General features: G+C 70.7%; 18 protein-coding genes and 2 pseudogenes. 12 read left to right on the top strand and 8 right to left on the bottom strand.

Annotation, left to right across the window (positions count from 1 at the left end):
• The first annotated feature begins 1124 nt into the window (after positions 1–1124).
• Positions 1125–2061 (top strand): annotated as a pseudogene (locus tag KHC19_RS26500) (IS481 family transposase).
• Positions 2062–2074: 13 nt separating this feature from the next.
• On the opposite strand, the gene KHC19_RS20520 reads toward KHC19_RS26500, so the two are convergent.
• Positions 2075–3142, bottom strand: a complete 1068-nt coding sequence (locus KHC19_RS20520; protein ID WP_213355209.1) for a COX15/CtaA family protein — start codon at positions 3140–3142, stop codon at positions 2075–2077.
• A 187-nt stretch (positions 3143–3329) separates the two neighbouring features.
• On the opposite strand from KHC19_RS20520, the gene KHC19_RS20515 reads away from it, so the two are divergent.
• A complete protein-coding gene (locus tag KHC19_RS20515) occupies positions 3330–3590 on the top strand; it encodes a DUF2842 domain-containing protein (RefSeq protein ID WP_213355207.1) in 261 nt (86 codons plus the stop codon).
• Positions 3591–3614: 24 nt separating this feature from the next.
• Here the strand turns inward: KHC19_RS20515 and KHC19_RS20510 are convergent, their stop codons facing one another.
• The 5 genes from KHC19_RS20510 to tpiA all read right to left on the bottom strand — a co-directional run bounded on the left by KHC19_RS20510 (position 3615) and on the right by tpiA (position 9199).
• Positions 3615–4997 (bottom strand): tyrosine-protein kinase family protein, encoded by a 1383-nt coding sequence (locus KHC19_RS20510; RefSeq protein WP_246549288.1) that lies wholly within the window; start codon positions 4995–4997, stop codon positions 3615–3617.
• 115 nt (positions 4998–5112) lie between these two features.
• Positions 5113–5982: a VOC family protein gene (locus KHC19_RS20505; protein ID WP_213355205.1), complete on the bottom strand. Its 870-nt coding sequence runs from the start codon at positions 5980–5982 to the stop codon at positions 5113–5115.
• Between the two features lie 146 nt (positions 5983–6128).
• A complete protein-coding gene (gene pyrG / locus KHC19_RS20500) occupies positions 6129–7757 on the bottom strand; it encodes a CTP synthase (protein ID WP_213355204.1) in 1629 nt (542 codons plus the stop codon).
• A gap of 131 nt (positions 7758–7888) precedes the next feature.
• Entirely contained in the window at positions 7889–8299 is a 411-nt protein-coding gene (secG, locus tag KHC19_RS20495) for a preprotein translocase subunit SecG (protein ID WP_213355203.1), read from the bottom strand.
• Between the two features lie 141 nt (positions 8300–8440).
• On the bottom strand, positions 8441–9199 hold the full coding sequence (tpiA, locus tag KHC19_RS20490) for a triose-phosphate isomerase (protein WP_213355202.1): 759 nt from the start codon (positions 9197–9199) through the stop codon (positions 8441–8443).
• A gap of 185 nt (positions 9200–9384) precedes the next feature.
• Here tpiA and KHC19_RS20485 point away from each other — a divergent pair, with 185 nt between their 5' ends.
• The 9 genes from KHC19_RS20485 to KHC19_RS20445 all read left to right on the top strand — a co-directional run bounded on the left by KHC19_RS20485 (position 9385) and on the right by KHC19_RS20445 (position 18924).
• Entirely contained in the window at positions 9385–11277 is a 1893-nt protein-coding gene (locus tag KHC19_RS20485) for a SurA N-terminal domain-containing protein (RefSeq protein WP_213355201.1), read from the top strand.
• A gap of 10 nt (positions 11278–11287) precedes the next feature.
• Positions 11288–12802, top strand: a complete 1515-nt coding sequence (trpE, locus tag KHC19_RS20480) for an anthranilate synthase component I (RefSeq protein ID WP_213355200.1) — start codon at positions 11288–11290, stop codon at positions 12800–12802.
• Between the two features lie 597 nt (positions 12803–13399).
• On the top strand, positions 13400–14008 hold the full coding sequence (locus tag KHC19_RS20475) for an anthranilate synthase component II (protein ID WP_213355199.1): 609 nt from the start codon (positions 13400–13402) through the stop codon (positions 14006–14008).
• Between the two features lie 36 nt (positions 14009–14044).
• Positions 14045–15067: an anthranilate phosphoribosyltransferase gene (gene trpD, locus KHC19_RS20470; protein WP_213355197.1), complete on the top strand. Its 1023-nt coding sequence runs from the start codon at positions 14045–14047 to the stop codon at positions 15065–15067.
• 6 nt (positions 15068–15073) lie between these two features.
• Positions 15074–15883 carry an indole-3-glycerol phosphate synthase TrpC gene (trpC, locus tag KHC19_RS20465; protein WP_213355195.1) on the top strand — a complete coding sequence of 270 codons (810 nt, stop codon included), beginning with the start codon at positions 15074–15076 and terminating at the stop codon, positions 15881–15883.
• Positions 15884–15886: 3 nt separating this feature from the next.
• Positions 15887–16378: a cyclic pyranopterin monophosphate synthase MoaC gene (gene moaC, locus KHC19_RS20460; RefSeq protein ID WP_213355193.1), complete on the top strand. Its 492-nt coding sequence runs from the start codon at positions 15887–15889 to the stop codon at positions 16376–16378.
• A 15-nt stretch (positions 16379–16393) separates the two neighbouring features.
• A complete protein-coding gene (locus tag KHC19_RS20455) occupies positions 16394–17632 on the top strand; it encodes a molybdopterin molybdotransferase MoeA (RefSeq protein ID WP_246549286.1) in 1239 nt (412 codons plus the stop codon).
• A 58-nt stretch (positions 17633–17690) separates the two neighbouring features.
• Positions 17691–18077: an oxalurate catabolism protein HpxZ gene (hpxZ, locus tag KHC19_RS20450; protein ID WP_213355192.1), complete on the top strand. Its 387-nt coding sequence runs from the start codon at positions 17691–17693 to the stop codon at positions 18075–18077.
• Positions 18078–18225: 148 nt separating this feature from the next.
• A complete protein-coding gene (locus KHC19_RS20445; RefSeq protein ID WP_213355190.1) occupies positions 18226–18924 on the top strand; it encodes a GntR family transcriptional regulator in 699 nt (232 codons plus the stop codon).
• A gap of 76 nt (positions 18925–19000) precedes the next feature.
• On the opposite strand, the gene atzF is transcribed toward KHC19_RS20445, so the two are convergent.
• Complete coding sequence (gene atzF / locus KHC19_RS20440) at positions 19001–20830, bottom strand: allophanate hydrolase (RefSeq protein ID WP_213355188.1); 1830 nt, start codon at positions 20828–20830, stop codon at positions 19001–19003.
• A gap of 200 nt (positions 20831–21030) precedes the next feature.
• Here atzF and lexA point away from each other — a divergent pair, with 200 nt between their 5' ends.
• Positions 21031–21753: a transcriptional repressor LexA gene (lexA, locus tag KHC19_RS20435; RefSeq protein ID WP_213355186.1), complete on the top strand. Its 723-nt coding sequence runs from the start codon at positions 21031–21033 to the stop codon at positions 21751–21753.
• Between the two features lie 66 nt (positions 21754–21819).
• On the opposite strand, the pseudogene KHC19_RS20430 reads toward lexA, so the two are convergent.
• Positions 21820–22317, bottom strand: a pseudogene (locus tag KHC19_RS20430) (hypothetical protein); the annotation flags it as partial.

Raw genomic sequence — 22317 nt, 5'->3', positions numbered from 1 at the left:
CGAGCCAGCCCGTGCGACCTGCATGCCCCGGCAGTCTCATATCGGGCCCTTTCACCGGGAGGTCGAACCGCGGCTGCCCCTTCCCGCCCCGGCATGCGACGGATCGCCGGTGGCCATAGCCTGTTCGCAGCCCTCCGCCCCGGCATCTCGGCAGCGCCTCGTTGACCGGAGGGATGGCCTCGATCCAAGCATTGCGATCCAGTAACCTTGTGGCCCGCATGAGAAGCGGCCTCCTCCGGGTTCACGCCGGCACGTTCCTCGCTTCGGAGATGTCGGATCCGATGGTTCGGCCTCGTCGGGTCGGTGCCTCGGTAGGACACATCGGCGGGACGACAATGCGAGCCGGCCCGTGCGACCTGCATGCCCCGGCAGTCTCGTACGGCCCCCTTTTCACCGGGAGGTCGAACAGCACGCCCCTTCCTGCCCCGGCACGCGACGGACCGCCGGTGGCCATATTCCGTTCGCAGCCCCTCCGCCCCGGCATCTCGGCAGCGCCTCGCTGCCTGGAGGGACGGCCTCAATCCAAGCGTTGCGATCCAGTACCTTATCCCCGCATGAGAAGCGGCATCCTCCGGGTTCACGCTGGCCGTTCCCCACTTTGGAGATGTCGGATCCGATGGTTCGGCCTCGTCGGGGCGACACCTCAGTAGGACACATCGGCGGGACAACAATGCGAGCCGGCCCATACGACTTGCGTGCGCCGGCAGTCTCGTACGGCCCCCTTTCACCGGGAGGTCGAACCGCAGCTGCCCGTTCCCGCCCCACACGCCACGATCGCCGGTGGCCATATCCCGTTCGCAGCCTTTCCGGCCTGGCATTCAAGTTTAATTTTACTTCCAAGGACGACCTCTCGCCAAGCTCTGCGAGCCACTACCCTTGTCGCCTACATGAAAGCGGACCCGCCGAGTCCACATCGGTACATGCCCGGCCTGAAGGCGTCAGGTCAGGCGGACATCCCGGCCGCTTCGCCTCGACGCCGATGCTGGGCATCGCCGGCGAGGCCGGGGTGAGCCGGACCTTCCGCCCCGGGACGCCGAGCTGGCTGTGGCTTCTGGAGAGGTTGTTCATCGTCCGTGAGAGCCTGAAGGTGGTTGTTGCGATACGACCGACCGCAGGACATGAGGATGAACAACCCACATCAGAATGCGCGCATGACGCCGCTTGGTCGAGCCGAGATGGTTCGACGGATCGTTGAGGAGCAACGGCCGGTTGCCGAGGCGGCGGCCGGCTTCGGGATCAGCAGGAGGACCGCCCGCAAATGGCTCGCCCGCTGGCGGGCGGAGGGGGCGGTAGGCCCTTGAGAACCGCTCCTCCCGGCCGCACGCCGCAGGCGATGAGGCCGGCCGGTTCTGGCGGTACTGGCCGCCCGCCTGCGCCGGGACTATCGGCCGAGCGGCGAGGAGATCGCGCCCTCCGGCTGGGCTTTGCCCGCTCCACGGTGGCTGGATGGCTGACGCGGATGCGGCTCGGAAGCCTCACCGCGCTGGCACCGAAGGAGCTGGTGCTACGCTATCAGCGCGAACGGCCGGGCGAGTTGCTTCATCTCGACATCAAGAAGCTCGCCCGCTTCACGGGTATCGGCCATCGCATCACCGGCAACCGGCGTGGCGCCAGCGAAGGCATAGGCTACGACTTCCTGCACCTGGCCATCGATGACGCCACGCGCCTCGCTTATATCGAGGTGCTCTGCCTGACGAGCGACGCGGGTCGACGACACGCTTCCTGGTGCGGGCGCTGCGCTGGTTCCGGGTGCGTGGCGTCCGGGTTGAGCGGGCGATGACCGACAACGGCTCGGGCTACATCGCCCGGCTGTTCGGCAAGGCCTTGCGGATGCTGGGTATCCGGCACATCCGCACCCGGCCTTATATGCCGAAGACCAACGGCAAGGCCGAGCGCTTCATCCGGACCCTGCTGCGCGAATGGGCCTATGCCATCCCGTTCCCGTCTTCAGATCGCCGAGCCGCCGACCTGCCACGATGGCTGGCTTGGTACAATCACCATAGGCCGCATGGTAGCCTCGCCCGAAAAACGCCGGCTCAGGCACTCGCCGGAATAACCTGATCAGAAGTCATACCTAGCCGCCGACCCGCATGCGTCGCAGGTGCACCGTCGCGGCGATGAGCACGAGCGTCGCGCCGAATTGATGCGCGAGGGCGATGTCGATCGGTACCTGGTGGATCAGCGTCAGGATGCCGAGCAGCGCCTGCGCCGTCACCAGCCCGACCAGCCACGTCGCCCGGCCACTCGCGGCGCTGCCGCGCAGCGCCAGCCAGTTGGCCACCACCAGCGCCAGCACCGTATAGGCCATCATGCGGTGGTTGAACTGCACCGTCAGCACATTCTCGAACAGGTTGCGCCAGGCCGGCTGCTGCACCAGCAGGTTTTCCGCCGGCGGGATGAAATGCCCGTCCATCAGCGGCCAGGTGGTGTAGGTGAGCCCGGCATCGAGGCCGGCGACGAGGCCGCCGAGGAAGATCTGCAGCAGCACCGCCACGAACAGCGCCCAGGCCAGCCACACCCCCAGTGCCGGCGCCGAAAGGCGCGGGGCGGCGGGGCGCGCGCCGGCCGGCCGCAACCCGTCGGCCACCGCCACCGTGGCGGCGAGGATGACGCAGGCCAGCGTCAGATGCGTCGCCAGCCGGTACTGGCTGACATCGACCCGCCCGACGAGGCCGGACGCCACCATCCACCAGCCCACCGCGCCCTGTAGCCCGCCGAGCAGGAACAGCCCGCCGAGCTTCCAGCGCAGCGGCCCGGTGACCAGCCCGCGCCAGAGGAAATAGAGGAAGGGCAGCAGGAAGACGAAGCCGATCAGCCGGCCGAGCAGCCTGTGCCCCCACTCCCACCAGAAGATGGTGCGGAACTCGTCGAGGCTCATGCCGCGATTGATCTGCTGATATTGCGGGATCTGCTGGTATTTCTCGAACTCGGCCTGCCAGGCGGCCTCGCCGAGCGGCGGCAGCGTGCCGGTGACCGGCTTCCATTCGGTGATCGACAGGCCGGATTCGGTGAGCCGCGTGGCGCCGCCCACCACCACCATCAGCACGATCAGCGCGGCGACGGCATAAAGCCACAGCCGCACCGGGCGCAGGCGGTCCGTGGCCGGTGCGCGGGAAAGATCGACGGTGCCGGATAGGGCCATGTGCTGCTCCTGTACGCCGCTCCCGCCCCGGCGGCCCGGCGTGCCGCGCGGCGGACACGCCCGAGCCGCTGTCGACCCCGGATCCCGAGGCCGGGTTTCAAGCCGGCGCCGGAGCGGATATAGCTCTCCGCGCGCCCGCACAATCGGGCGAATTGTCCCTGAGATCACTTATCGGACAACCCCGCTTATGGATGACGGCGCCTCCCGCCCCTCGACCAGCCCCGCGCTGCCGCCGCGCCTGCGCAAATTCATCGGCACCTGCCTGATCATCCTGCTGGTGATCCTGTGGGCGCTCGGCGCCATGGCCCTGGCGCAGGGACGGGTGACGACCCTGCCGGGCTTCTGGCAGTTCCTCGCCTATGTGGTGCTGGGCATCGGCTGGGTGGTGCCGGCGGCGCTGCTGATCCGCTGGATGCAGAAGGGCGACCGCAAACCGGAGACGCTGTGACCCGGCGCCCCTCCGGCGCCGCGCCTAAGCCGCGTGCGGCAGGCGCCCGGGCACCGGATCGGCGAAGGTGACCATGGCGATGTCGCCGAAGCCGCGCGCAGCCAGCGCGTCGAAGGCCTGCACCGCATCGGTGGTGCGCGCGCCCGGCTGGGTGACGAGGATCAGCGTCGGACCGAGGGCGGCGACGCGTTTCGCCTCTTCCAGCACCCCGAGCGGCGGCGCCGCCACCACGACGTGATCGTAGGTCTCGACCAGCGCCCGCAGGATCAGCCCCAGACGCTCGGACGCGACCAGGCCGTCGGCCTCGCGGGCGCCGCGGCCCGGCGGGATGACGTGGCAGCGCGAGGCGGTCTCGCGGTGGATGGCGTCGGAGAAGCTGGCGACGCCGAACAGCAGGTCGGTGAGGCCCGGCGCGCGCGGGTCGGCCGTGAGCTCGGCGAGCGACGCGGCGGTGACGTCGAGGCAGACGATGACCACCCGCTTCTCGCAGGCGGCGAGCGAACGGCCCAGCGCCAGCGCGCATTGCGCCGTACCCTCGTCCGCCGACGGGCCGGTGACGACGACGAGCCGCGCCGCCGTCCCGCGCAGGCGCACCAGGCGCGAGAGATCCGCCAACTCGCCGTCGCGGCCGAGCCGGGAGCGGGTGCGCTTGGGCGCCTCCTCCGATTCCTCATCCAGCCGCGAGCCGATCCAGGGCAGATGCTGGACCGGGGCCTGCGGCACGTCGGCCGCCGCCGCTTCGGGCGTCGACGCCGCCGGCACCGGGCGTGTGCGACGGCGCCACATCGCCTGCATCAGGCAGGTGAGCGCGAATCCGAAGGTGCCGGCGCCGAGCCCCCATTCCAGCGGCGACAGGCCGAGCGCCTGGCGCGGCGGCACCGCTCGCGACAGGCTGACCGGCGCGGCGCCGTCACCGAACGACCGGCGCAGCTCGACATAGGAATCGCCGAAGGCATTGGCGACATCGGCGGCCAGCACCCCGTCGGCGGCGGTGAAGCCGATGGTGGCGCGTCCGTCGCCGGAAGTGGAGAGCCGCAGCCCGGCTTCGATGGCGCGCAGCGCCCGCTCGTCGTCGGAAGGCGCGGCGGCGAAGGCCGACGGGAAGGACATGAGCGCCGCGAGACCGCCGGGGGCGGCGAGCCGCGCGCCGATGCCGGTGCGATGCAGGACCTGGCGAGCGAATTCGCGCGAGGTGATGAGCTGGAACTGGCTGCGCCGCACCGCGCCGGCGCGGGCATCCAGCGGCCCGCCCTCGACCCGCAGCCGCGCCTCGGCGACATAGCGGGGCTCGATGCCCTGATGCACCAGCCCGGCGGCGAGGAGGCCCACCAGCAGCGGCGCGGCAAGATGGCGGCGGGCGGTCCGCACGGCACGGTGCAACGCCGAGGCCGGCCCGCCGGCCGGCATCGTCCCCGTCTCCGCGCCGGATGCCGAAGCGTCCGTGGCCCTGTCGCCGTCCTTCATCATCCGGCCATTAGACCGGAGACGTGGTTTCCACCGCGTTAAGGGAAGGCTGTGCCGCTCAGGTCGCGGGCTCGAACACCAGCATGGCGCCGAGCGCCGCCTTCGGGCCGACGACGATCACGCCCTCGATCTCCTCGGCCGTCATGCGGCTGGAGCCGAGGCGCCTGCGGGTGCGGTCGATATCCTCCACCGCGAAGCGCACCGCCGCCAGATGCAGCCCCGGCCCGGCGGGAGCGGCGATGCCGAATCGGTCGTTGAACAGCTTGGGGTTCAGCACCTCGATCCGGCCGCGCGGGGTCTCGGCGATGTACCAGCCCTCCACCGCGCGGCGGAAGGGCGCGCCGGTGAACACCGACAGGAAGTCGAGATGCGCCGTCGGGTCCTCGGCAGCCAGCACCGCGCCGGCAACGCCGGTGGTGCCGTTCATGTGGCGCTGCAGGTCCGGCGCCCAGAAATTCTCCGGCCGCCGCTGGGTGCAGGTGAAGAAGCCCGCCTCGGGGGAGAGCGGATCGCGGGCGAAGGCCAGCGAGAAGGCGACCTCGACGTCGCTGCCGTCCGGCCGCTTGGCGGTGCGCTCGAAATCGAACACGTCGAAGCCGCCGAAGCCGGCGGCGTCGAACTCCGCCTTTTCGGCGGCGGGATCGCGCCCCTCGAGCACCAGGAACGGCAGGCCCGGCCCCCGATCGGCCAGGAAATCGCGGCTGAAGGCGCCGAAGGAGAAGCTGGTCTCGCCATGCGGCGGGATATGGTCCGGCTCGGCGACCTCGAGGATCTCCATGAAGAAGCCGGGGGTCTGCACGATGCGGTTATGCGTGCCCCAGGGATGGCGGTTGCGCGCCCCGACCGTGAAGCCCAGCATGTCGTAGAGCTCCCCCGCGGCTTCGAGATCGCGGACGACATGCACGACGTGATCGAGGCCACGGGCCATGGGCTTCTCCTCCGAACCCTTCCCGGCCGACCGGACAACATCGCCCGAACGACGAAAAGCATCCTATCGTCAACAGGATGGAGCCTGTTTCTCTACAAAAGCTTTCACACTTCTGCAGAAAGGCTCCAGCGGATGAGGCCCCGTGGTCAGACGAGGCGGCTTTGCACCATCGCCGCCCCGATGAAGGAGGCGAAGAGCGGGTGCGGCTGGAACGGGCGCGACTTCAGCTCCGGGTGGTACTGCACGCCGATGAACCAGGGATGGTCCGGGTACTCGATGATTTCCGGCAGCAGCCCGTCCGGCGAGGTGCCGGAGAACAGCATGCCGCAGGCCTCCAGACGCTCGCGATAGCGCAGGTTCACCTCATAGCGATGACGGTGGCGCTCGGAAATCTCCGTGGCGCCGTAGACCTGCGCCACCCGGCTGCCTTCCGCCAGCGCGGCGGGATAGGCGCCGAGCCGCATGGTGCCGCCGAGATCGGTGTCGAGGCCGCGCTTCTCCAGCTCGTTGCCACGCAGCCACTCGGTGAGCAGGCCGACCACCGGCTCCGAGGTCGGGCCGAACTCGGTGGAATTGGCCTCGGTGATGCCGGCGAGATTGCGGGTGGCCTCGATCACCGCCATCTGCATGCCGAAGCAGATGCCGAGATAGGGCACCTTGCGCTCGCGGGCGAACTGCGCCGCGCGGATCTTGCCCTCGGCGCCGCGCTGGCCGAAGCCGCCCGGCACCAGGATGCCGTGCACATGCTCCAGGAACGGCGCCGGGTCCTCGCGCTCGAAGATCTCGCTCTCGATCCAGTCGAGATTGACGCGGACATTGTTGGCGATGCCGCCATGCGCCAGCGCCTCGATGAGCGACTTGTAGGCGTCCTTCAAGCCCGTGTACTTGCCGACGATGGCGATGGTGACGGCGCCTTCCGGGTTGCGGATGCCGCTCTCGATCCTGTGCCAGCGGGTGAGATCGGGCTCCGGCGCCGGCTCGATGCCGAAGGCGGCCAGCACCTCGGTGTCGAGGCCGGCCTCGTGATAGAGCGAGGGCACCGCATAGATGTTGTCGGCGTCGCGCGCCTCGATCACCGCGCTCTCGCGCACATTGCAGAACAGGCCGAGCTTGCGGCGCTCCTCGCGCGGGATCTCGCGGTCGGTGCGGCAGAGCAGGATGTCCGGGGCGATGCCGAGGGCGCGCAGCTCCTTCACCGAATGCTGGGTCGGCTTGGTCTTCAGCTCGCCGGCCGAGGGGATATAGGGCAGCAGCGTCAGGTGCACATAGATGCAGTGCTTGCGCGGCAGCTCCTGCCCGACCTGGCGGATGGTCTCCAGGAACGGCATCGCCTCGATGTCGCCGACCGTGCCGCCGATCTCCACCAGCACGAAGTCGTAGCCCTCGTTGCCGGAGAGGATGAAATCCTTGATGGCGTTGGTGACGTGCGGGATCACCTGCACGGTGGCGCCGAGATAGTCGCCGCGCCGCTCCTTGGTCAGGATCTCCTGATAGATGCGGCCGGTGGTGATGTTGTCCTGCTTGTTGGCCGAGCGGCCGGTGAAGCGCTCGTAATGGCCGAGGTCGAGGTCGGTCTCGGCCCCGTCGTCGGTGACGAAGACCTCGCCGTGCTGATACGGGCTCATCGTGCCCGGATCGACGTTGAGATAGGGATCGAGCTTGCGAAGCCGGGTCTTGTAGCCGCGGGCCTGCAGCAACGCGCCGAGGGCGGCGGAAGCCAGACCCTTGCCGAGCGAGGACACAACGCCGCCTGTGATGAAAATATAGCGCGCCATGGAGTTCGGTTTCTAACTGCGAAAACGCGATTCGGCGAGGGCCGTCTTAGCCGGACGACCCCCGCCTTGGGGATAAAGAGCGAAACGGAGCGGCGGGAACGGCCCGCCGCCGAGCGATTACGCCGCCGCGATCACTGCGACTGCGGAACCTGAGGCGCGGCGGGAGCCGCCGGCGCCGCGGGAGCGGCCGGCGCAGCAGCGCCCGGCGCCGGCTGGGCGCCCTGCAACTGCTCCAGGACATTGCCGCCGGGCGCCGCCGGCGCACCGGAGGGCAGCGTCGTCGGCGTGGTGAAGATCGAGGACGGGCCGCGCCCCCAACCCGCCAGAATGGTGAGGCCGAGGCTGGTGATGAAGAACAGCGCCGCCAGGATCGCCGTCGCCCGGGTCAGCACGTTGGCGGTGCCGCGGGCGCTGAAGAAGCCGCCACCGCCGCCACCGCCGCCGCCGATCCCGAGTCCGCCGCCCTCGGAGCGCTGGATCAGCACCACGCCGATAAGGGCCAGCACCACCATGAGGTGGATGATGATGAGTACGGTCTGCATCTGACGCCTTCAAAATCGAATACGGCGGCGGACGAAACGTCGCCGCCGGCTTTTGTCGGTCGGGTTCCTACACGATCGCGTCCGGCATTTCCAGCGCACCCCACGAGGGAGGCCGCGCGGGCGGGCGAGCCGGCGAGCGCCCTACATATAGGCGCCGGCGATCGCCAGGAAATCCCCCGCCTTGAGACTGGCGCCCCCGACCAGTGCGCCGTCGACATCGGCGACCGCCAGGATCTCGGCGGCGTTGCCCGGCTTGACCGAGCCGCCATAGAGGATGCGGATGCCGTTGCCCACCGCCTCGCCGAAGCGCGCCACCAGCGCCGCGCGAATGGCGCCGTGCATCTCGGCGATATCCGCCACGCTCGGGGTGAGGCCGGTGCCGATCGCCCAGACCGGCTCATAGGCGACGACGAGATTCTCCGCCGTGGCGCCGTCGGGAATCGAGCCGGCGAGCTGCACCCGCACCAGATCGAGCGCCACGCCCTCCTCCCGCTGCTGGCGGTGTTCGCCGACGCAGACCACCGCGACGAGCCCGGCCCGCCAGGCGGCGAGCGTCTTGGCGCGCACCGCGGCATCGGTCTCGCCGTGGTCGGTGCGGCGCTCGGAATGACCGAGGATCACCGCGCGGCCGCCGGCATCGAGAATCATCTCGGCGGCGATGTCGCCGGTATGGGCGCCCTGCGCCTGCGCATGGCAATCCTGCCCGCCGACCGCGACGCCGGAGGTGCCGGCGGCGGCGGCGAGCGCGGCGATCAGCGTCGCCGGAGGGCAGATCATCAGGTCGGTGCGGGCGCGCAGCTCGCCGTCATAGGCGGCGACCATCCGGTCGAATTCCTGCAGGGACGCCTTCAGCCCGTGCATCTTCCAGTTACCGGCGATCAATGGACGGCGCGTCGTCATGAAATGTCCCGCTCCTTCAGATTACCCGCACTTCGCTGACCCGGCGTAACAGACGCAAAGGGAGCGCGCAAATGCCCGCATGTGCGGCGTTGCGACACCAAGGCGCCATCCCTATGATGCGCGCCTTTCGCGACCCGGGCCGAGACTCCCGGGTTTTTGCCGGCCTACGCCCGACGAGAACAAAGATGCTGCAGACACTGCGCAAGAGCGCCTCCGGTATTGTCGCCAAGGTCCTGATGGGACTTCTCATCATCAGCTTCGGCATCTGGGGCATCGCGGATGTGTTCCGTGGCTTCGGCGGCCAGACGCTGGCCTCCATCGGCTCCACCGAAATCTCGGTGCCGGAATTCCAGCAGCTCTACCAGCAGCGCCTGCAGCAGATCTCCCAGCAGCTCAAGCAGGGCCTCAGCCCCGACCAGGCGCGCGCCTTCGGCATTCCCGACCAGGTGCTGAACGAGCGCCTCGGCGAGGCCGCGCTCGACGAGGCCGCCCGCCGGATGGGCCTTTCGGTCTCCGACCAGCAGGTGGTGGACCGGGTGCAGAACAACCCGGCCTTCTTCGGCCCCTCCGGGACCTTCGACCACAACTACTTCCTGCAATTGCTGCGCTCCAACGGCTTCACCGAGCCGCGCTTCGTCGAGGCCGAGCGCCGGCTCGCCCAGCGCCAGCAGCTGATCCAGTCGCTGGCCGGCGGCATCGAAGTGCCGCAGGTGCTGAAGGACGCGGTGAAGCGCTACGAGGGCGAGACCCGCTCGGTGAGCTACGCCATCCTCGGCGCCGCCAATGTCGGCCCCTTCGCCGCGCCCAGCGACGAGCAGCTCAAGGGCTTCTTCGACGCCCGCAAGGCGGCGTTCCGCGCGCCGGAATTCCGCAAGATCAACGTGCTGGCGCTCACCCCCGAGGCGCTGGCCGGCAAGGAGGCGATCTCCGACGCCGAGGTGAAGGCGTTCTACGACGCCAACCAGGCCCGCTTCGGCACGCCGGAGCGCCGGGTGATCGACCAGATCGTGTTCCCCAATGCCGACGAGGCCAAGGCCGCCGCCGACCGGATCGCCGCCGGCACCTCCTTCGCCGACATCGCCGCCGAGCGGAAGCTGGAAGCCAAGGACACCGCGCTCGGCACGGTGACGCGGGCCGACATCTTCGACGCCGCCATCGCCGACGCCGCCTTCGCCACCGCCGCCGAGGGCACCAGCGGCGTGGTGAACGGGCGCTTCGGCCCGGTGATCGTGCATGTCGGCGCCATCACCCCCGCCGCGGTGAAGCCGCTCGACGAGGTCGCCGGCGACATCCGCCGGGAACTCCAGCTCGACGCCGCCCGCCGGGCCATGCTCGCCGCCTATGACAAGGTGGAGGACGACCGCAACGCCGGCGCCACCCTCACCGAGGCTGCCTCCAAGGCCGGGCTGACGCTGCTGAGCCTCGACACCAGCGTCGAGGGCCTGCAGCCCGACGGCACGGCGATTCCCGCCATCCCGGCGCGCTCGGACGTGCTGCGCCTCGCCTTCGCCACCGAGATCGGCGCGGAGAACGACCCGATCACCCTGCCGCAGAACGCCGGCTATGTCTGGTACGAGGTGAGCGACATCACCGCCCCGCGCGAGCGGACCTTCGAGGAGGCGCGCGCGCAGGTGCTCGTGCGCTGGAAGGAGGACGAGACGGCGCAGGCGCTCGACGCCAGGCTCGCCGAGCTGAAGAAGAAGGTCGCCGACGGCGCCGCCTTCGACCTCACCGTCGCCGATGCCGGGCTGGAGCTGCGCACCGCCGCCGGCCTGCGCCGCGGCCGCGCCAATGAGGGCGTGCCGCAGGACGCCATCGCCGCCATCTTCGACACCCGCGACGGCGCGGTGGGCTCGACCACCCTGCCCGGCGACGACCGCCTGCTGTTCAAGGTGACGGGCGTCACCGTGCCCGACAACACGCCGCAGAATGACAAGATCATCGCCGATATCGGCCAGAGCCTGCAGAACGACCTGATGACGGAGTACCTGGTGCAGCTGCAGAGCGACCTCGGCGCCCGCATCAACCGCGCCGCGCTCGACCAGATCGTCGGCGTGCCCGCCGACGCGGTGAACTGAGGCCTCGCAGATGAACCTCAATCCCGATGCGGACGCCTTCGCGAACGCCTATGCGCGCGGCGAGGCGCAGGTGATCGGCGAGACGCTGGTCGCCGATCTCGAAACCCCGGTCTCCGCCTATCTGAAGATCGCCGCCGACCGGGCGAACTCCTTCCTGCTGGAATCGGTCGAGGGCGGCGCCACGCGCGGGCGCTACTCGATGATCGGCATGGAGCCGGACCTGATCTGGCGCTGCCGCGACGGGCGGGCGGAGATCAACCGCCGCGCCGCCGCCGAGCCCGACGCCTTCGAGCCCTGCGCCGAGCGGCCCTTGGTCTCGCTGCGGGCACTGGTCGAGGAATCGCGGATCGCCCTGCCGGACGGCGCCCCGCCGATGGCGGCCGGCATCTTCGGCTATCTCGGCTACGACATGGTCCGGCAGATGGAGCGCCTGCCGGAGGCCAAGCCCGACGTGCTCGGCGTGCCGGATTCCATCTTCATCCGCCCCACGGTGATGGTGGTGTTCGACGCGGTGCGCGACGAGGTGACGGTGGTCACTCCGGTGCGGCCCGCTGCCGGCGTCTCCGCCGTTGCGGCGCTGGAAGCGGCGCGCGAGCGCATCGCGCGGGTGGTGGCGGCGCTGGAGGACGCCCTCCCCGCCCAGCCGGCCGAGGACGCGCTGCACCAGCTGGTGGTGCCGGTCTCCAACACCGCGCCCGACCATTATCTGGCGATGGTGGAGCGGGCGAAGGAATACATCCGCGCCGGCGACATCTTCCAGGTGGTGCTCTCCCAGCGCTTCGACGCGCCGTTCACGCTGCCGCCCTTCTCGCTGTACCGCTCGCTGCGGCGGATCAACCCGGCGCCGTTCCTCGTCTATTTCAACTTCGGCGGCTTCTCCATCGTCTGCTCCTCGCCGGAGATCCTGGTGCGGCTGCGCGACAACACCGTCACCATCCGCCCGATCGCCGGCACCCGCCGGCGCGGCGCCACCCCGCAGGAGGACAAGGCGCTGGAGGAGGAGCTGCTCGCCGACCCCAAGGAGCGCGCCGAGCACCTGATGCTGCTCGACCTCGGCCGCAACGATGTCGGCCGCGTCGCCGCCATCGGCACGGTGGAGGTGACGGACAGCTTCTTCATCGAGCGCTACAGCCAGGTGATGCACATCGTCTCCAATGTCGAGGGCGACCTCGACCCGAAGCACGACGCGCTGGACGCCCTCGCGGCGGGCTTCCCGGCCGGCACGGTGTCGGGGGCGCCGAAGGTGCGGGCGATGCAGATCATCGACGAGCTGGAGCGCGACAAGCGCGGCATCTATGCCGGCGCCATCGGCTATTTCGGCGCCGACGGCGAGATGGACACCTGCATCGTGCTGCGCACCGCGGTGGTGAAGGACGGCAAGATGCATGTGCAGGCCGGCGCCGGCATCGTCTACGACTCGGTGCCCGAGAGCGAGCAGCAGGAATGCGTGAACAAGGCCAAGGCGCTGTTCCGCGCCGGCGAGGAAGCCGTGCGCTTCGCCGCCCGCGCCGGACGGGGGCAGTGAGGGGGCGTTTCGTCGCGCTCGGCCTTTGAGGCGCCGCGTTCCGGGCCGGCCTCTCCGCCCTCCCCAACGCCCCTTGCTTCCCTCTCCCCGCCCCCCCGCCCGAACCCGGCTGCTGCCGAGTTCGGTTCCGGCAAGGTCGAAACCGGATGCATCCGGTTTCGGCGGAGAGGTGGCCCGCGAAGCGGGGCGGTGAAGGGGAACCATATCGGGAAGCGTTGCTCCCCCCTCACCCCACCCCTCTCCCCGCCGGGGAGAGGGAGCAGGCGCGCGGGCGGCGCTGGCGGACCTCACCGGTTGCCCCTTTTCCCACGGGGCATCCGGCCTTGCCCGCCGCGTCGGGAGGCGCCGGGCTCCGGTTGCCCCTTTCCCAACGGGCATCCGGCGTGTAAGTCAGAAACAGCGGAAAATTTCCGCTTGTCCGACACGGCGCAGGAACACGACTGAAATGGTCCGCATCCGAAACGAGCGATGGCACGGCTGGCGATGAACGCTTCGCCGACCGGCGCGGCTTGACCGGGCGCCGGTTCACCGCCTAGAGCTTGTGCGGAAAATTTCTGACATCCATGTAGAGATTTTCCGCTGCCCAACGGACCCGCGATGATCCTTCTCGTCGACAATTACGACAGCTTCACCTGGAACCTCGTCCACTATCTCGGCGGGCTGGGGGTGGAGGTGGACGTGCGCCGCAACGACACGCTGACCACCGGCGACGCCCTGGCGCTGAAGCCGGAAGCCATCGTCATCTCCCCCGGCCCGGCGACCCCGAACGACGCCGGCATCTGCCTCGACCTGATCGCCCGCGCCGCCGAGACCGGCGTGCCGGTGTTCGGCGTCTGCCTCGGCCACCAGGCCATCGGCCAGGTGTTCGGCGGCGAAGTGGTGCGCGCACCGCTGCCGCTGCACGGCAAGATGAGCGACATCCATCATCGCGGCGACGCGGTGTTCCGCGGCATAAACGGCCCGTTCCGGGCGACGCGCTACCATTCGCTGATCGTCGAGCGCGACACCCTGCCCGCCCATCTCGCCGTCACGGCGGAGACCGAGGACGGGCTGATCATGGGCCTCTCGCACAAGGAATTGCCGGTGCACGGGGTGCAGTTCCACCCCGAGAGCATCGCCTCCGAGCACGGGCGCACGATACTGAAGAACTTCCTCGACCTCGCGCGTGCCTGGAACGCCGGTCCCCGCCGTTCGCGCGCGGCGTGAGGCGGGAACGGAACCGGGGACAATAGAGCGGGGACCATGGAAAACCTGAAGGCCGTCATCGGCAAGATCGCCACCGGCGCCACGCTGACCCGGGCGGAGGCCGCCGGCGCCTTCGACATCATGATGTCCGGCGAGGCCACGCCCTCGCAGATCGGCGCGGTGCTGATGGGCCTGCGCGTGCGCGGCGAGGATGTGGAGGAGATCGCCGGCGCGGTCAGCACCATGCGCGCGAAGATGCTGCGCGTCTCCGCCCCGGCCGGGGCGGTGGACGTGGTGGGCACCGGCGGCGACGCCTCCGGCTCCTACAACATCTCCACCTGCGCCTCCTTCATCGTCGCCGGCACCGGCGTGCCGGTGGCCAAGCACGGCAACCGCGCGCTCTCCTCCAAATCCGGCGCCGCTGACGTGCTGATGGCGCTCGGCGTGAAGATCGACCTCTCCCCGGCCGGCATCTCCCGCTGCATCACTGAAGCCGGCATCGGCTTCATGTTCGCCCCGGCGCACCACCCGGCGATGAAGCATGTCGGCCCGACGCGGGTGGAAATGGGCACCCGCACCATCTTTAACCTGATCGGCCCGCTGTCGAACCCCGCCGGCGTCACCCGCCAGATGGTGGGCGTTTTTGCGCGCGCCTGGATCGAGCCGCTGGCCGAGGTGCTGAAGACGCTCGGCTCCGAGCGCGCCTGGGTCGTGCACGGATCGGACGGCCTCGACGAGATCACCACCACCGGCCCGACCTATGTCGCCGAGCTGCGCGACGGCAAGCTGTCGAGCTTCGAGATCGAGCCGGAACGCTTCGGCCTCGCGCGGGCGACGCCGGACGCGCTGAAGGGCGGCGACGGCGAGGCCAACGCGCTCGCCCTGCGCGCCGTGCTCAACGGCGAGAAGAACGCCTATGCCGACATCGCCCTGCTGAACGCCGCCGCCGCGCTGGTGGTGGCCGGCAAGGCGGAGGACGTCGGCGAAGGGCTGGAGCTCGCCCGCTGGAGCCTGTCCGGCGGTCACGCGGAGGCGGCGCTGGCGCGGCTGGTCGCGGTCTCCAACGACATCGAGGAGTAGGGCACCATGGCCGATATTCTGGAGAAGATCGGCGCCTACAAGCGCGAGGAGATCGCCGCGGCGAAGCTGAAGGTGCCGCCGGCGGAGATCGCCGCCCGCGCCGCCGCCGCCGCGCCGCCGCGCGGTTTTCTCAGGGCTATCGAGGCGAAGATCGCCGCCGGCGGGACCGCGCTGATCGCCGAGATCAAGAAGGCGAGCCCGTCCAAGGGGCTGATCCGGCCGGATTTCGACCCGCCGGCGCTGGCCCGTGCCTATGAGGCCGGCGGTGCCGCCTGCCTCTCGGTGCTCACCGATACGCCGTCCTTCCAGGGCGCCCCTGAATTCCTCACCGCCGCCCGCTCCGCCTGCGCGCTGCCCGCGCTGCGCAAGGACTTCCTCTACGACACCTACCAGGTGCAGGAAGCCCGCGCCTGGGGCGCCGACTGCATCCTCGTCATCATGGCCTCGGTGGACGACGCGCTGGCGCGCGACCTCGTCGACGTCGCGCACGGCCTCGGCATGGACGCCCTCGTCGAGGTGCATGACGATGCCGAGCTCGACCGGGCGCTGAAGCTGCCGGCACGGCTGGTCGGCATCAACAACCGCAACCTGCGCGACTTCTCGGTGACGCTCGCCACCTCCGAGCGGCTGGCGCCGCGCATCCCGGCGGACCGCATCATCGTCGGCGAGAGCGGCATCTTCACCCCGGACGACATCGCGCGGCTGGCGCAGGCGAACATCCGCACCATCCTCGTCGGCGAGAGCCTGATGCGGCAGGACGACGTGACGGCGGCGACGCGGGCGCTGCTCGCCGGCCCGCTGCGCGCGGCGGGCTGAGCCATGGCCGGCCCGGACGAGCCGAGGCTCTCGCATATCGACGCCAGCGGCGCCGCCAACATGGTCGACGTCGCCGACAAGGCGATCACCGACCGGCTCGCGGTGGCCGAGGGGCGCGTCGAGATGCTCCCGGAGACGCTGGCGCTCATCGAGAGCGGCAACGCCAAGAAGGGCGACGTGATCGGCACCGCGCGGCTGGCCGGCATCATGGCCGCCAAGCGCACCCATGAGCTGATCCCGCTCTGCCATGCGCTGCTGCTCTCCAAGGTGGCGGTGGAGATCGAGCCGGATGCGGCGCTGCCCGGCCTCCGGGTGCGCGCCAGCGTGCGCACCGCCGGGCAGACCGGGGTGGAGATGGAGGCGCTCACCGCGGTCTCCGTCGCCTGCCTCACCATCTACGACATGGCCAAGGCGGTGGACCGGGGCATGCGGATCGAGGGCATCCGCGTGCTGGAGAAGGCCGGCGGCCGCTCCGGCCACTGGACCGCGGACTGAGAGAACGTCGAACCCATGGCCAAGCCCGCCTTGATGCCGCTGGAAGAGGCGCTGGAGCGCCTGCTTTCGCAAGCCTCGCCCCTGCCGGCCGAGACGGTGGCGCTCGACGCCGCGCTCGGGCGGGTGCTGGCGGCGCCGGTGGTGGCGCGCCGCACCACGCCGGGGCGCGACGTCTCGGCGATGGACGGCTATGGCGTGCGCGCCGCCGAGGCGACCCTCGGCGCGGTGCTGAAGGTGGCGGGCGAATCCGCCGCCGGACGCCCCTATGCCGGCACGCTGCGGCCGGGCGAGGCGGTGCGCCTGTTCACCGGCGCGGTGGTGCCCGACGGCGCCGACGCGGTGGTGATCCAGGAGGACACCGCGCGCGAGGGCTCCGCCGTCCGCATCGACGAGGCGGCGACCGCCGGCCGGCACATACGCAAGGCCGGCGGCGATTTCCGCGAGGGCGAGACGGTGCTGCCGTCCGGCCACCGGCTGCGGGCGCGCGACCTCGCGCTGGTCGCCGCCTGCGATCTTGCCGAGGTGAGCGTGCATCGCCGGCCTCGCCTGGGCCTGCTCTCCACCGGCGACGAGCTGGTGCGGCCCGGAAGGGGGGCGCAGGCGCATCAGGTGATCCTGTCCAACATCTACGCCGTCGGCGGCGTCGCGCGGCTGGCCGGCGCCGAGGTGGCGGATCTCGGCATCTTGCCGGACCGGATGGACGACACCCGCGCGGGCATCCGCGCCGCGCGCGAGGCCGGGCTCGACGTGCTGGTGACCTCGGGCGGCGCCTCGGTGGGCGACCACGACCTCGTCGCCCCGGCGCTGACCGCCGAAGGAGCGGCGCTGGCGGTGCACAAGATCGCGCTGCGGCCGGGCAAGCCTCTGATGTTCGGCCGGTTTTCCGGCGGCGCACACGCAGCGGAAACCCATGTGCTGGGCCTGCCCGGCAACCCGGTCTCGGCCTATGTCTGCGCCCTGCTGTTCCTGCGCCCGCTGCTGCGGCGGATGCAGGGCGAGGCCGGCGTCGACGGGCTGGAGCTGGTGCCGGCCGAGCTCGCCGTCGACGTGAAGGCGAACGACCACCGCATGGACTTCATGCGCGCGCAGATCGTCGGGCGCCGCGCCGGCGTGCCGCTCGTCGCGCCGATGCCGGTGCAGGATTCCTCCATGCTGAGCCTCTTGTCCCGCGCCGATGCGCTGCTGGTGCGCCGCCCGCAGGCCCCCGCCGCCAAAGCCGGCGAGCCTTGCGAGATTCTGCCGCTGGAGGATTGACCACGCGCTCCCGAGGCTGTGTGCTGGCCCATGGAAAGATGCGAGGGATTCCAGGACGATGGAGATCAATATCCCCGAGGTGCTCGCCGAGGTCGAGGCGGCCTTCGCCCGCTACGAGCTGGCGCTGGTCGGCAATGATGTCGAGGCCCTCGACGCGCTGTTCTGGGACGATCCGCGCACCATCCGCTATGGCGGCGGCGAGAACCTCTACGGCATCGACGCCATCCGCGCCTTCCGCGCCGCCCGCTCGCCGCACGGGCTGGAGCGCACCCTGGAGGGAACGGTGATCACCAGCTATGGGCGCGACATGGCCACCGCCTCGACGCTGTTCCGCCGGGCCTCGGCGCCCGGCAAGGTCGGCCGGCAGATGCAGACCTGGATGCGCACCGGCGGGGGATGGAAAGTCGTCGCCGCCCATGTCAGCCTGATCGCCGATCCGGCCTGAGCGATGAACCCGCGTGAGCGCCGATCCCGAGACCGTCGTGCCCCCTGGCGTGAGCCGATGATTCGCCTTTCCGTCCCTTCCGCCGCCCCCGAGCCGGCCGCGCCCCGCCGCCCGGCCCGCCCGCCGCGCACCGGCCGGCAGGACTGACATGTCGCTTCCCGAGAGCCCCCTCGCCGTCGCGGCCTCCTCCGGCCCGCTGCGCACCGGCCGCAAGACCCGCGCCGAGGACATTCGCGAGCAGATCGCCGACGAGATCACCCGCGGCCTGCTGCCCCCCGGCACTCTATTGGACGAGAGCGCGCTCGCCGCCCGCTTCGGCGCCTCGCGCACCCCGGTCCGCGAGGCGATCCGCGAGCTGGCGGCCTCCGGCCTCATCGACGCCCGGCCGCATCGCGGCGCGCTCGTCGCCCGGCCGAGCCTCGAGCGGCTGCAGAACATGTTCGAGGTGATGGCGGAGCTGGAGGCGCTGTGTGCCGGGCTGTGCGCGCAGAACATCGCCCCGGCCGAACGGCGCCGCCTCGAGCTGCTGCACGCCGACATGGGCGAGATGATGCGGCTGGGCGACTTCGCCGCCTATCGCGAGGCGAACGAGCAGTTCCACACCTCGATCTATGCCGGCGGCCACAACGACTATCTGGTGGAGCTGACGCTGGCGACGCGGCAGCGGCTCTCGCCCTTCCGCCGGGCGCAGTTCCGCGCGCTGGGCCGCCTCGCCCTGTCGCACCAGGAGCATGACCGCGTGGTCACCGCCATCCTGCGCGGCGACCGCGACGGCGCCGCCGCGGCCATGCGCGACCATATCGCCATCGTTCACGACGCATATGAGAAATATGCGCAACTGATCTGATATTGCTGGACTTTTCTATCGCGACATCCAGTTGCGACGTCCCGGCCGATCACCCGTCGACCGGGTCTCGCCATCGTCACTCCGCCGCCGAAATGCCCGCCGCCTCGCGCTGGCGCTGCTCCTCGGCGAGGAAGCCGCGCCAGCCGCCGAAGCCGGTGATGTCGCGCGCGCCCTTCGCCGCCACCGCCTCCAGCGCGAAACCCTTCACCCGGCCGCCATCCTCCAGCTGGATGGTGGCGATGCCGAGCGGGGCGGGAATGGCATCGACGAAGCGGGCGAAGGCTTCCGCCGGCAGCGCCCAGATCTCGCATTCGACCGGCGCGCCGCCGCCCGGCTCGACGCGCAGCAGGCCGGGCCGGCGCACCCGCCCCTCGGGAAGCGCGTAGAGCTTGTAATCGGCATTGGTGCGCGCCTGGCGCAGGAACATCCCGCCCGCTTCCAGCAGCTCGCCATTGAGCGGCAGGCCGGAGAGGTGCGCGCCGAACAGCGCGATCTCGTGATGGCCCGCCGCCACGCGCGGCATCGCGGCCGGCAGCGCCGGCAACGGCCGGCCGGTGGCGCCCATCGCCAGCTCCGTCGAGGCATGGAAGGCGGCGGCGATGGCGGCGAGATGCGCATCGCGCCCGGCGCCCGCCAGCAGGGTGACGCCGACCGGCGCCCCGTCCGGCCGCAGCCCCGAGGGCACGGCGATGCCGCACATATCGAGCAGGTTCACGAAATTGGTGTAGATGCCGAGATTGGAGTTGAGCCGCACCGGATCGGCCAGCATCTCCTCCACCGTGTAGACGGTCGGCATGGTCGGCACCATCAGCGCGTCGCAGCCTTCGAGCGCGGCCCGCGCCCGCGCCGCCAGCTCGACGCGGCGATAATGGGCGCGGAAGGCCTCCACCGCGGTGCGGCGGCGGCCCTCCTCGATGATGGCGCGGACCACCTCGTTGAAGGAATCCGGCTTCGATTCGAGGAAGGGACCGACGGCGGCGTAACGCTCGGCCACCCACGGACCCTCATAGAGCAGCCGGGCGGTCTCGTAGAACGGCTCCATGGCGACCTCGACGATCCGGGCGCCCAGCGCGGCCATGCGCGCGACCGCCTGGGTGAAGGCGGCCTCCGCCTGGCGATCGCCGAGGAAGACCCGGTCCTCCGGCCGCGGCACCGCGATGCGGAGCGCCGGCGGGCAGGCGCCCGGCGTGCCGAACGGCAGCGGGCGCGAGAACGGATCGGCCTCGTCGGGGCCGGCCATCGCCTTCAGCGCCGCCATCGCATCGGCAACGGTGAGCGCGAAGACCGAGATGCAGTCCAGCGTGCGGCAGGCCGGCACCAGGCCGGCGGTGGAGACCAGGCCGAGGCTCGGCTTCACCCCGACGATGTTGTTCAGTCCGGCGGGAATGCGTCCCGAGCCGGCGGTGTCGGTGCCGAGCGCGAACGGCACCAGCCCCGCCGCCACCGCGACGCCCGAGCCCGAGCTCGACCCGCCGGGCACGAGATCGGCCCGCACCGCATTGCGCGGCGTGCCATAGGGCGAGCGGGTGCCGTTCAGCCCGGTGGCGAACTGGTCGAGATTGGTCTTGCCGATGACGATGGCGCCGGCGCGTTTCAGCCGCGCCACCGCCGTGGCGTCCCGCGTGGCCACATAGGCGAAATCCGGGCAGGCGCAGCTGGTGGGCAGGCCGGCGACGTCGATATTGTCCTTCACCGCGAAGGGCACGCCGTAAAGCGGCAGGCCGGCGGGATCGCGCCCCTCCAGCGCCGCCAGCTGCTCGCCGAGCGCCTCCGGGCCGACCAGCGCCGTGAAGATCGACGGATCGGCATGCCGCTCGATCGCCTCCAGGCAGGCGGCGACGGTGCGCGCGGGGGTCGAGCGGCCGGAGCGATTCGCTTGGAGGATTTCGGCGATCGTGGCGGACAAGGCGGGTCTCCCGGATGAGCAGAATACGAAACTGCATATGAGTTAGGCAATTGAAGCAATATTGCATACACTAGCCGGAGCCCGCCGTCGCGTCGACCGCTTAGCGGTTTATTTACCGATTGTGGAACACAAAAAGAACGGATAGTGTTTGTTCGTGATTTGTTTCATTTTGGCCACCTGCCGGGGATGGACCTGCGCTGATGCTCACCCGCAAGCAACACGAACTGCTCCGCTTCATCCATGAGCGCCTGAAGGAGACCGGCGTGCCGCCCTCCTTCGAGGAGATGAAGGAAGCGCTGGACCTCCGGTCGAAATCCGGCATCCACCGGCTGATCACCGCTCTGGAGGAGCGCGGCTTCATTCGCCGGTTGCCGAACCGCGCCCGTGCGCTCGAGGTGATCCGCCTGCCCGAGACGGTACAGGCCCCGCCCAAGGCCGCCGCCCCGGCCCAGCCCCGCAGCTTCGCGCCGAGCGTCATCGAGGGCAGCCTCGGCCGTGCCCGCCCGACGGCGCCTCCGCCGGCCGACGACGACCTCGCCCGCTCCATCCCGGTGCCGGTGATGGGCCGCATCGCCGCCGGCTCGCCGATCTCCGCCATCCAGTCGCCGAGCCAGACCATCGCCATGCCCGCCGACATGCTGGGCGGCGGCGAGCATTTCGCGCTGGAGGTCCGCGGCGATTCGATGATCGAGGCCGGCATTCTCGACGGCGACCTGGCGCTGATCCGTCGCGGCGACACCGCCGAGAACGGCTCCATCGTGGTGGCGCTGATCGACGACGAAGAGGCGACGCTGAAGCGGCTGCGCCGCAAGGGTGCCTCCGTCGCGCTCGAAGCCGCCAACCCCGCCTATGAGACGCGGATCTTCGGCCCGGATCGCGTGCGCATCCAGGGCCGGCTGGTCGGGCTGTTCCGCCGCTACTGAGCCGCCGGGTGCCCGCATGACCGGCGCATGGCCGGCCGCATGCGTAAGACCGACGCCGACAGGCTGTCAGCGGCCGGGCGGCAGCCATGGACGGCTGCCGGCCGGTGGACGCGCATCGACGCGATGCCATGTGCCGTCCGGCTGAAGCCGCAGCGCGAGGCCTGCCCCCTCACCCGCCCGATCCAGCCGAACGACCTCGGCCGCGCAATCCTGCGGCGCGGCAAAGCGCGTGACCACCAGCGCCGCACGGCGACAATCATCGGTGAGCGCCGCCGGATCGAGCGGATAGGCGACCAGCCGCCCGTCCCGCGCCGGCAGCACGCAGCCAAGCGCATCGCAGCGGGCCGCAACCGGGGCGGGCGGCGACGGATCGCTGCTGCCGCGCACGGAGGTCGGGAGGACCGCCGACGCGGGCGGAGCGGACGTTGCCGCGTCGGGAGCCGGCGGCCGCTCGGACACGAACGGTGTCGCGACGGATGCGGATGGCGCGGGATCGCGGCTACCACGCGCGGAGGCCGAGAGGACCGCCGGTGCGGGCGGAGCGGACGTTGCCGCTTCGGGAGC

Source organism: Ancylobacter oerskovii, from assembly GCF_018390555.1.
In the GTDB taxonomy this organism is placed as follows: Bacteria; Pseudomonadota; Alphaproteobacteria; order Rhizobiales; family Xanthobacteraceae; genus Ancylobacter; species Ancylobacter oerskovii.
Note: the sequence above shows the minus strand (reverse complement) of the source record. Positions and strands in the feature narration are given on the sequence as shown.

Excerpts from the sequence above, each read along its gene's own strand:
- KHC19_RS20520 (WP_213355209.1), bottom strand. The coding sequence starts at position 3,142 with ATGGCCCTATCCGGCACCGTCGATCTTTCCCGCGCACCGGCCACGGAC.
- KHC19_RS20515 (WP_213355207.1), top strand. The coding sequence starts at position 3,330 with ATGGATGACGGCGCCTCCCGCCCCTCGACCAGCCCCGCGCTGCCGCCG.
- KHC19_RS20510 (WP_246549288.1), bottom strand. The coding sequence starts at position 4,997 with ATGCCGGCCGGCGGGCCGGCCTCGGCGTTGCACCGTGCCGTGCGGACC.
- KHC19_RS20505 (WP_213355205.1), bottom strand. The coding sequence starts at position 5,982 with ATGGCCCGTGGCCTCGATCACGTCGTGCATGTCGTCCGCGATCTCGAA.
- pyrG (WP_213355204.1), bottom strand. The coding sequence starts at position 7,757 with ATGGCGCGCTATATTTTCATCACAGGCGGCGTTGTGTCCTCGCTCGGC.
- secG (WP_213355203.1), bottom strand. The coding sequence starts at position 8,299 with ATGCAGACCGTACTCATCATCATCCACCTCATGGTGGTGCTGGCCCTT.
- tpiA (WP_213355202.1), bottom strand. The coding sequence starts at position 9,199 with ATGACGACGCGCCGTCCATTGATCGCCGGTAACTGGAAGATGCACGGG.
- KHC19_RS20485 (WP_213355201.1), top strand. The coding sequence starts at position 9,385 with ATGCTGCAGACACTGCGCAAGAGCGCCTCCGGTATTGTCGCCAAGGTC.
- trpE (WP_213355200.1), top strand. The coding sequence starts at position 11,288 with ATGAACCTCAATCCCGATGCGGACGCCTTCGCGAACGCCTATGCGCGC.
- KHC19_RS20475 (WP_213355199.1), top strand. The coding sequence starts at position 13,400 with ATGATCCTTCTCGTCGACAATTACGACAGCTTCACCTGGAACCTCGTC.
- trpD (WP_213355197.1), top strand. The coding sequence starts at position 14,045 with ATGGAAAACCTGAAGGCCGTCATCGGCAAGATCGCCACCGGCGCCACG.
- trpC (WP_213355195.1), top strand. The coding sequence starts at position 15,074 with ATGGCCGATATTCTGGAGAAGATCGGCGCCTACAAGCGCGAGGAGATC.
- moaC (WP_213355193.1), top strand. The coding sequence starts at position 15,887 with ATGGCCGGCCCGGACGAGCCGAGGCTCTCGCATATCGACGCCAGCGGC.
- KHC19_RS20455 (WP_246549286.1), top strand. The coding sequence starts at position 16,394 with ATGGCCAAGCCCGCCTTGATGCCGCTGGAAGAGGCGCTGGAGCGCCTG.
- hpxZ (WP_213355192.1), top strand. The coding sequence starts at position 17,691 with ATGGAGATCAATATCCCCGAGGTGCTCGCCGAGGTCGAGGCGGCCTTC.
- KHC19_RS20445 (WP_213355190.1), top strand. The coding sequence starts at position 18,226 with ATGTCGCTTCCCGAGAGCCCCCTCGCCGTCGCGGCCTCCTCCGGCCCG.
- lexA (WP_213355186.1), top strand. The coding sequence starts at position 21,031 with ATGCTCACCCGCAAGCAACACGAACTGCTCCGCTTCATCCATGAGCGC.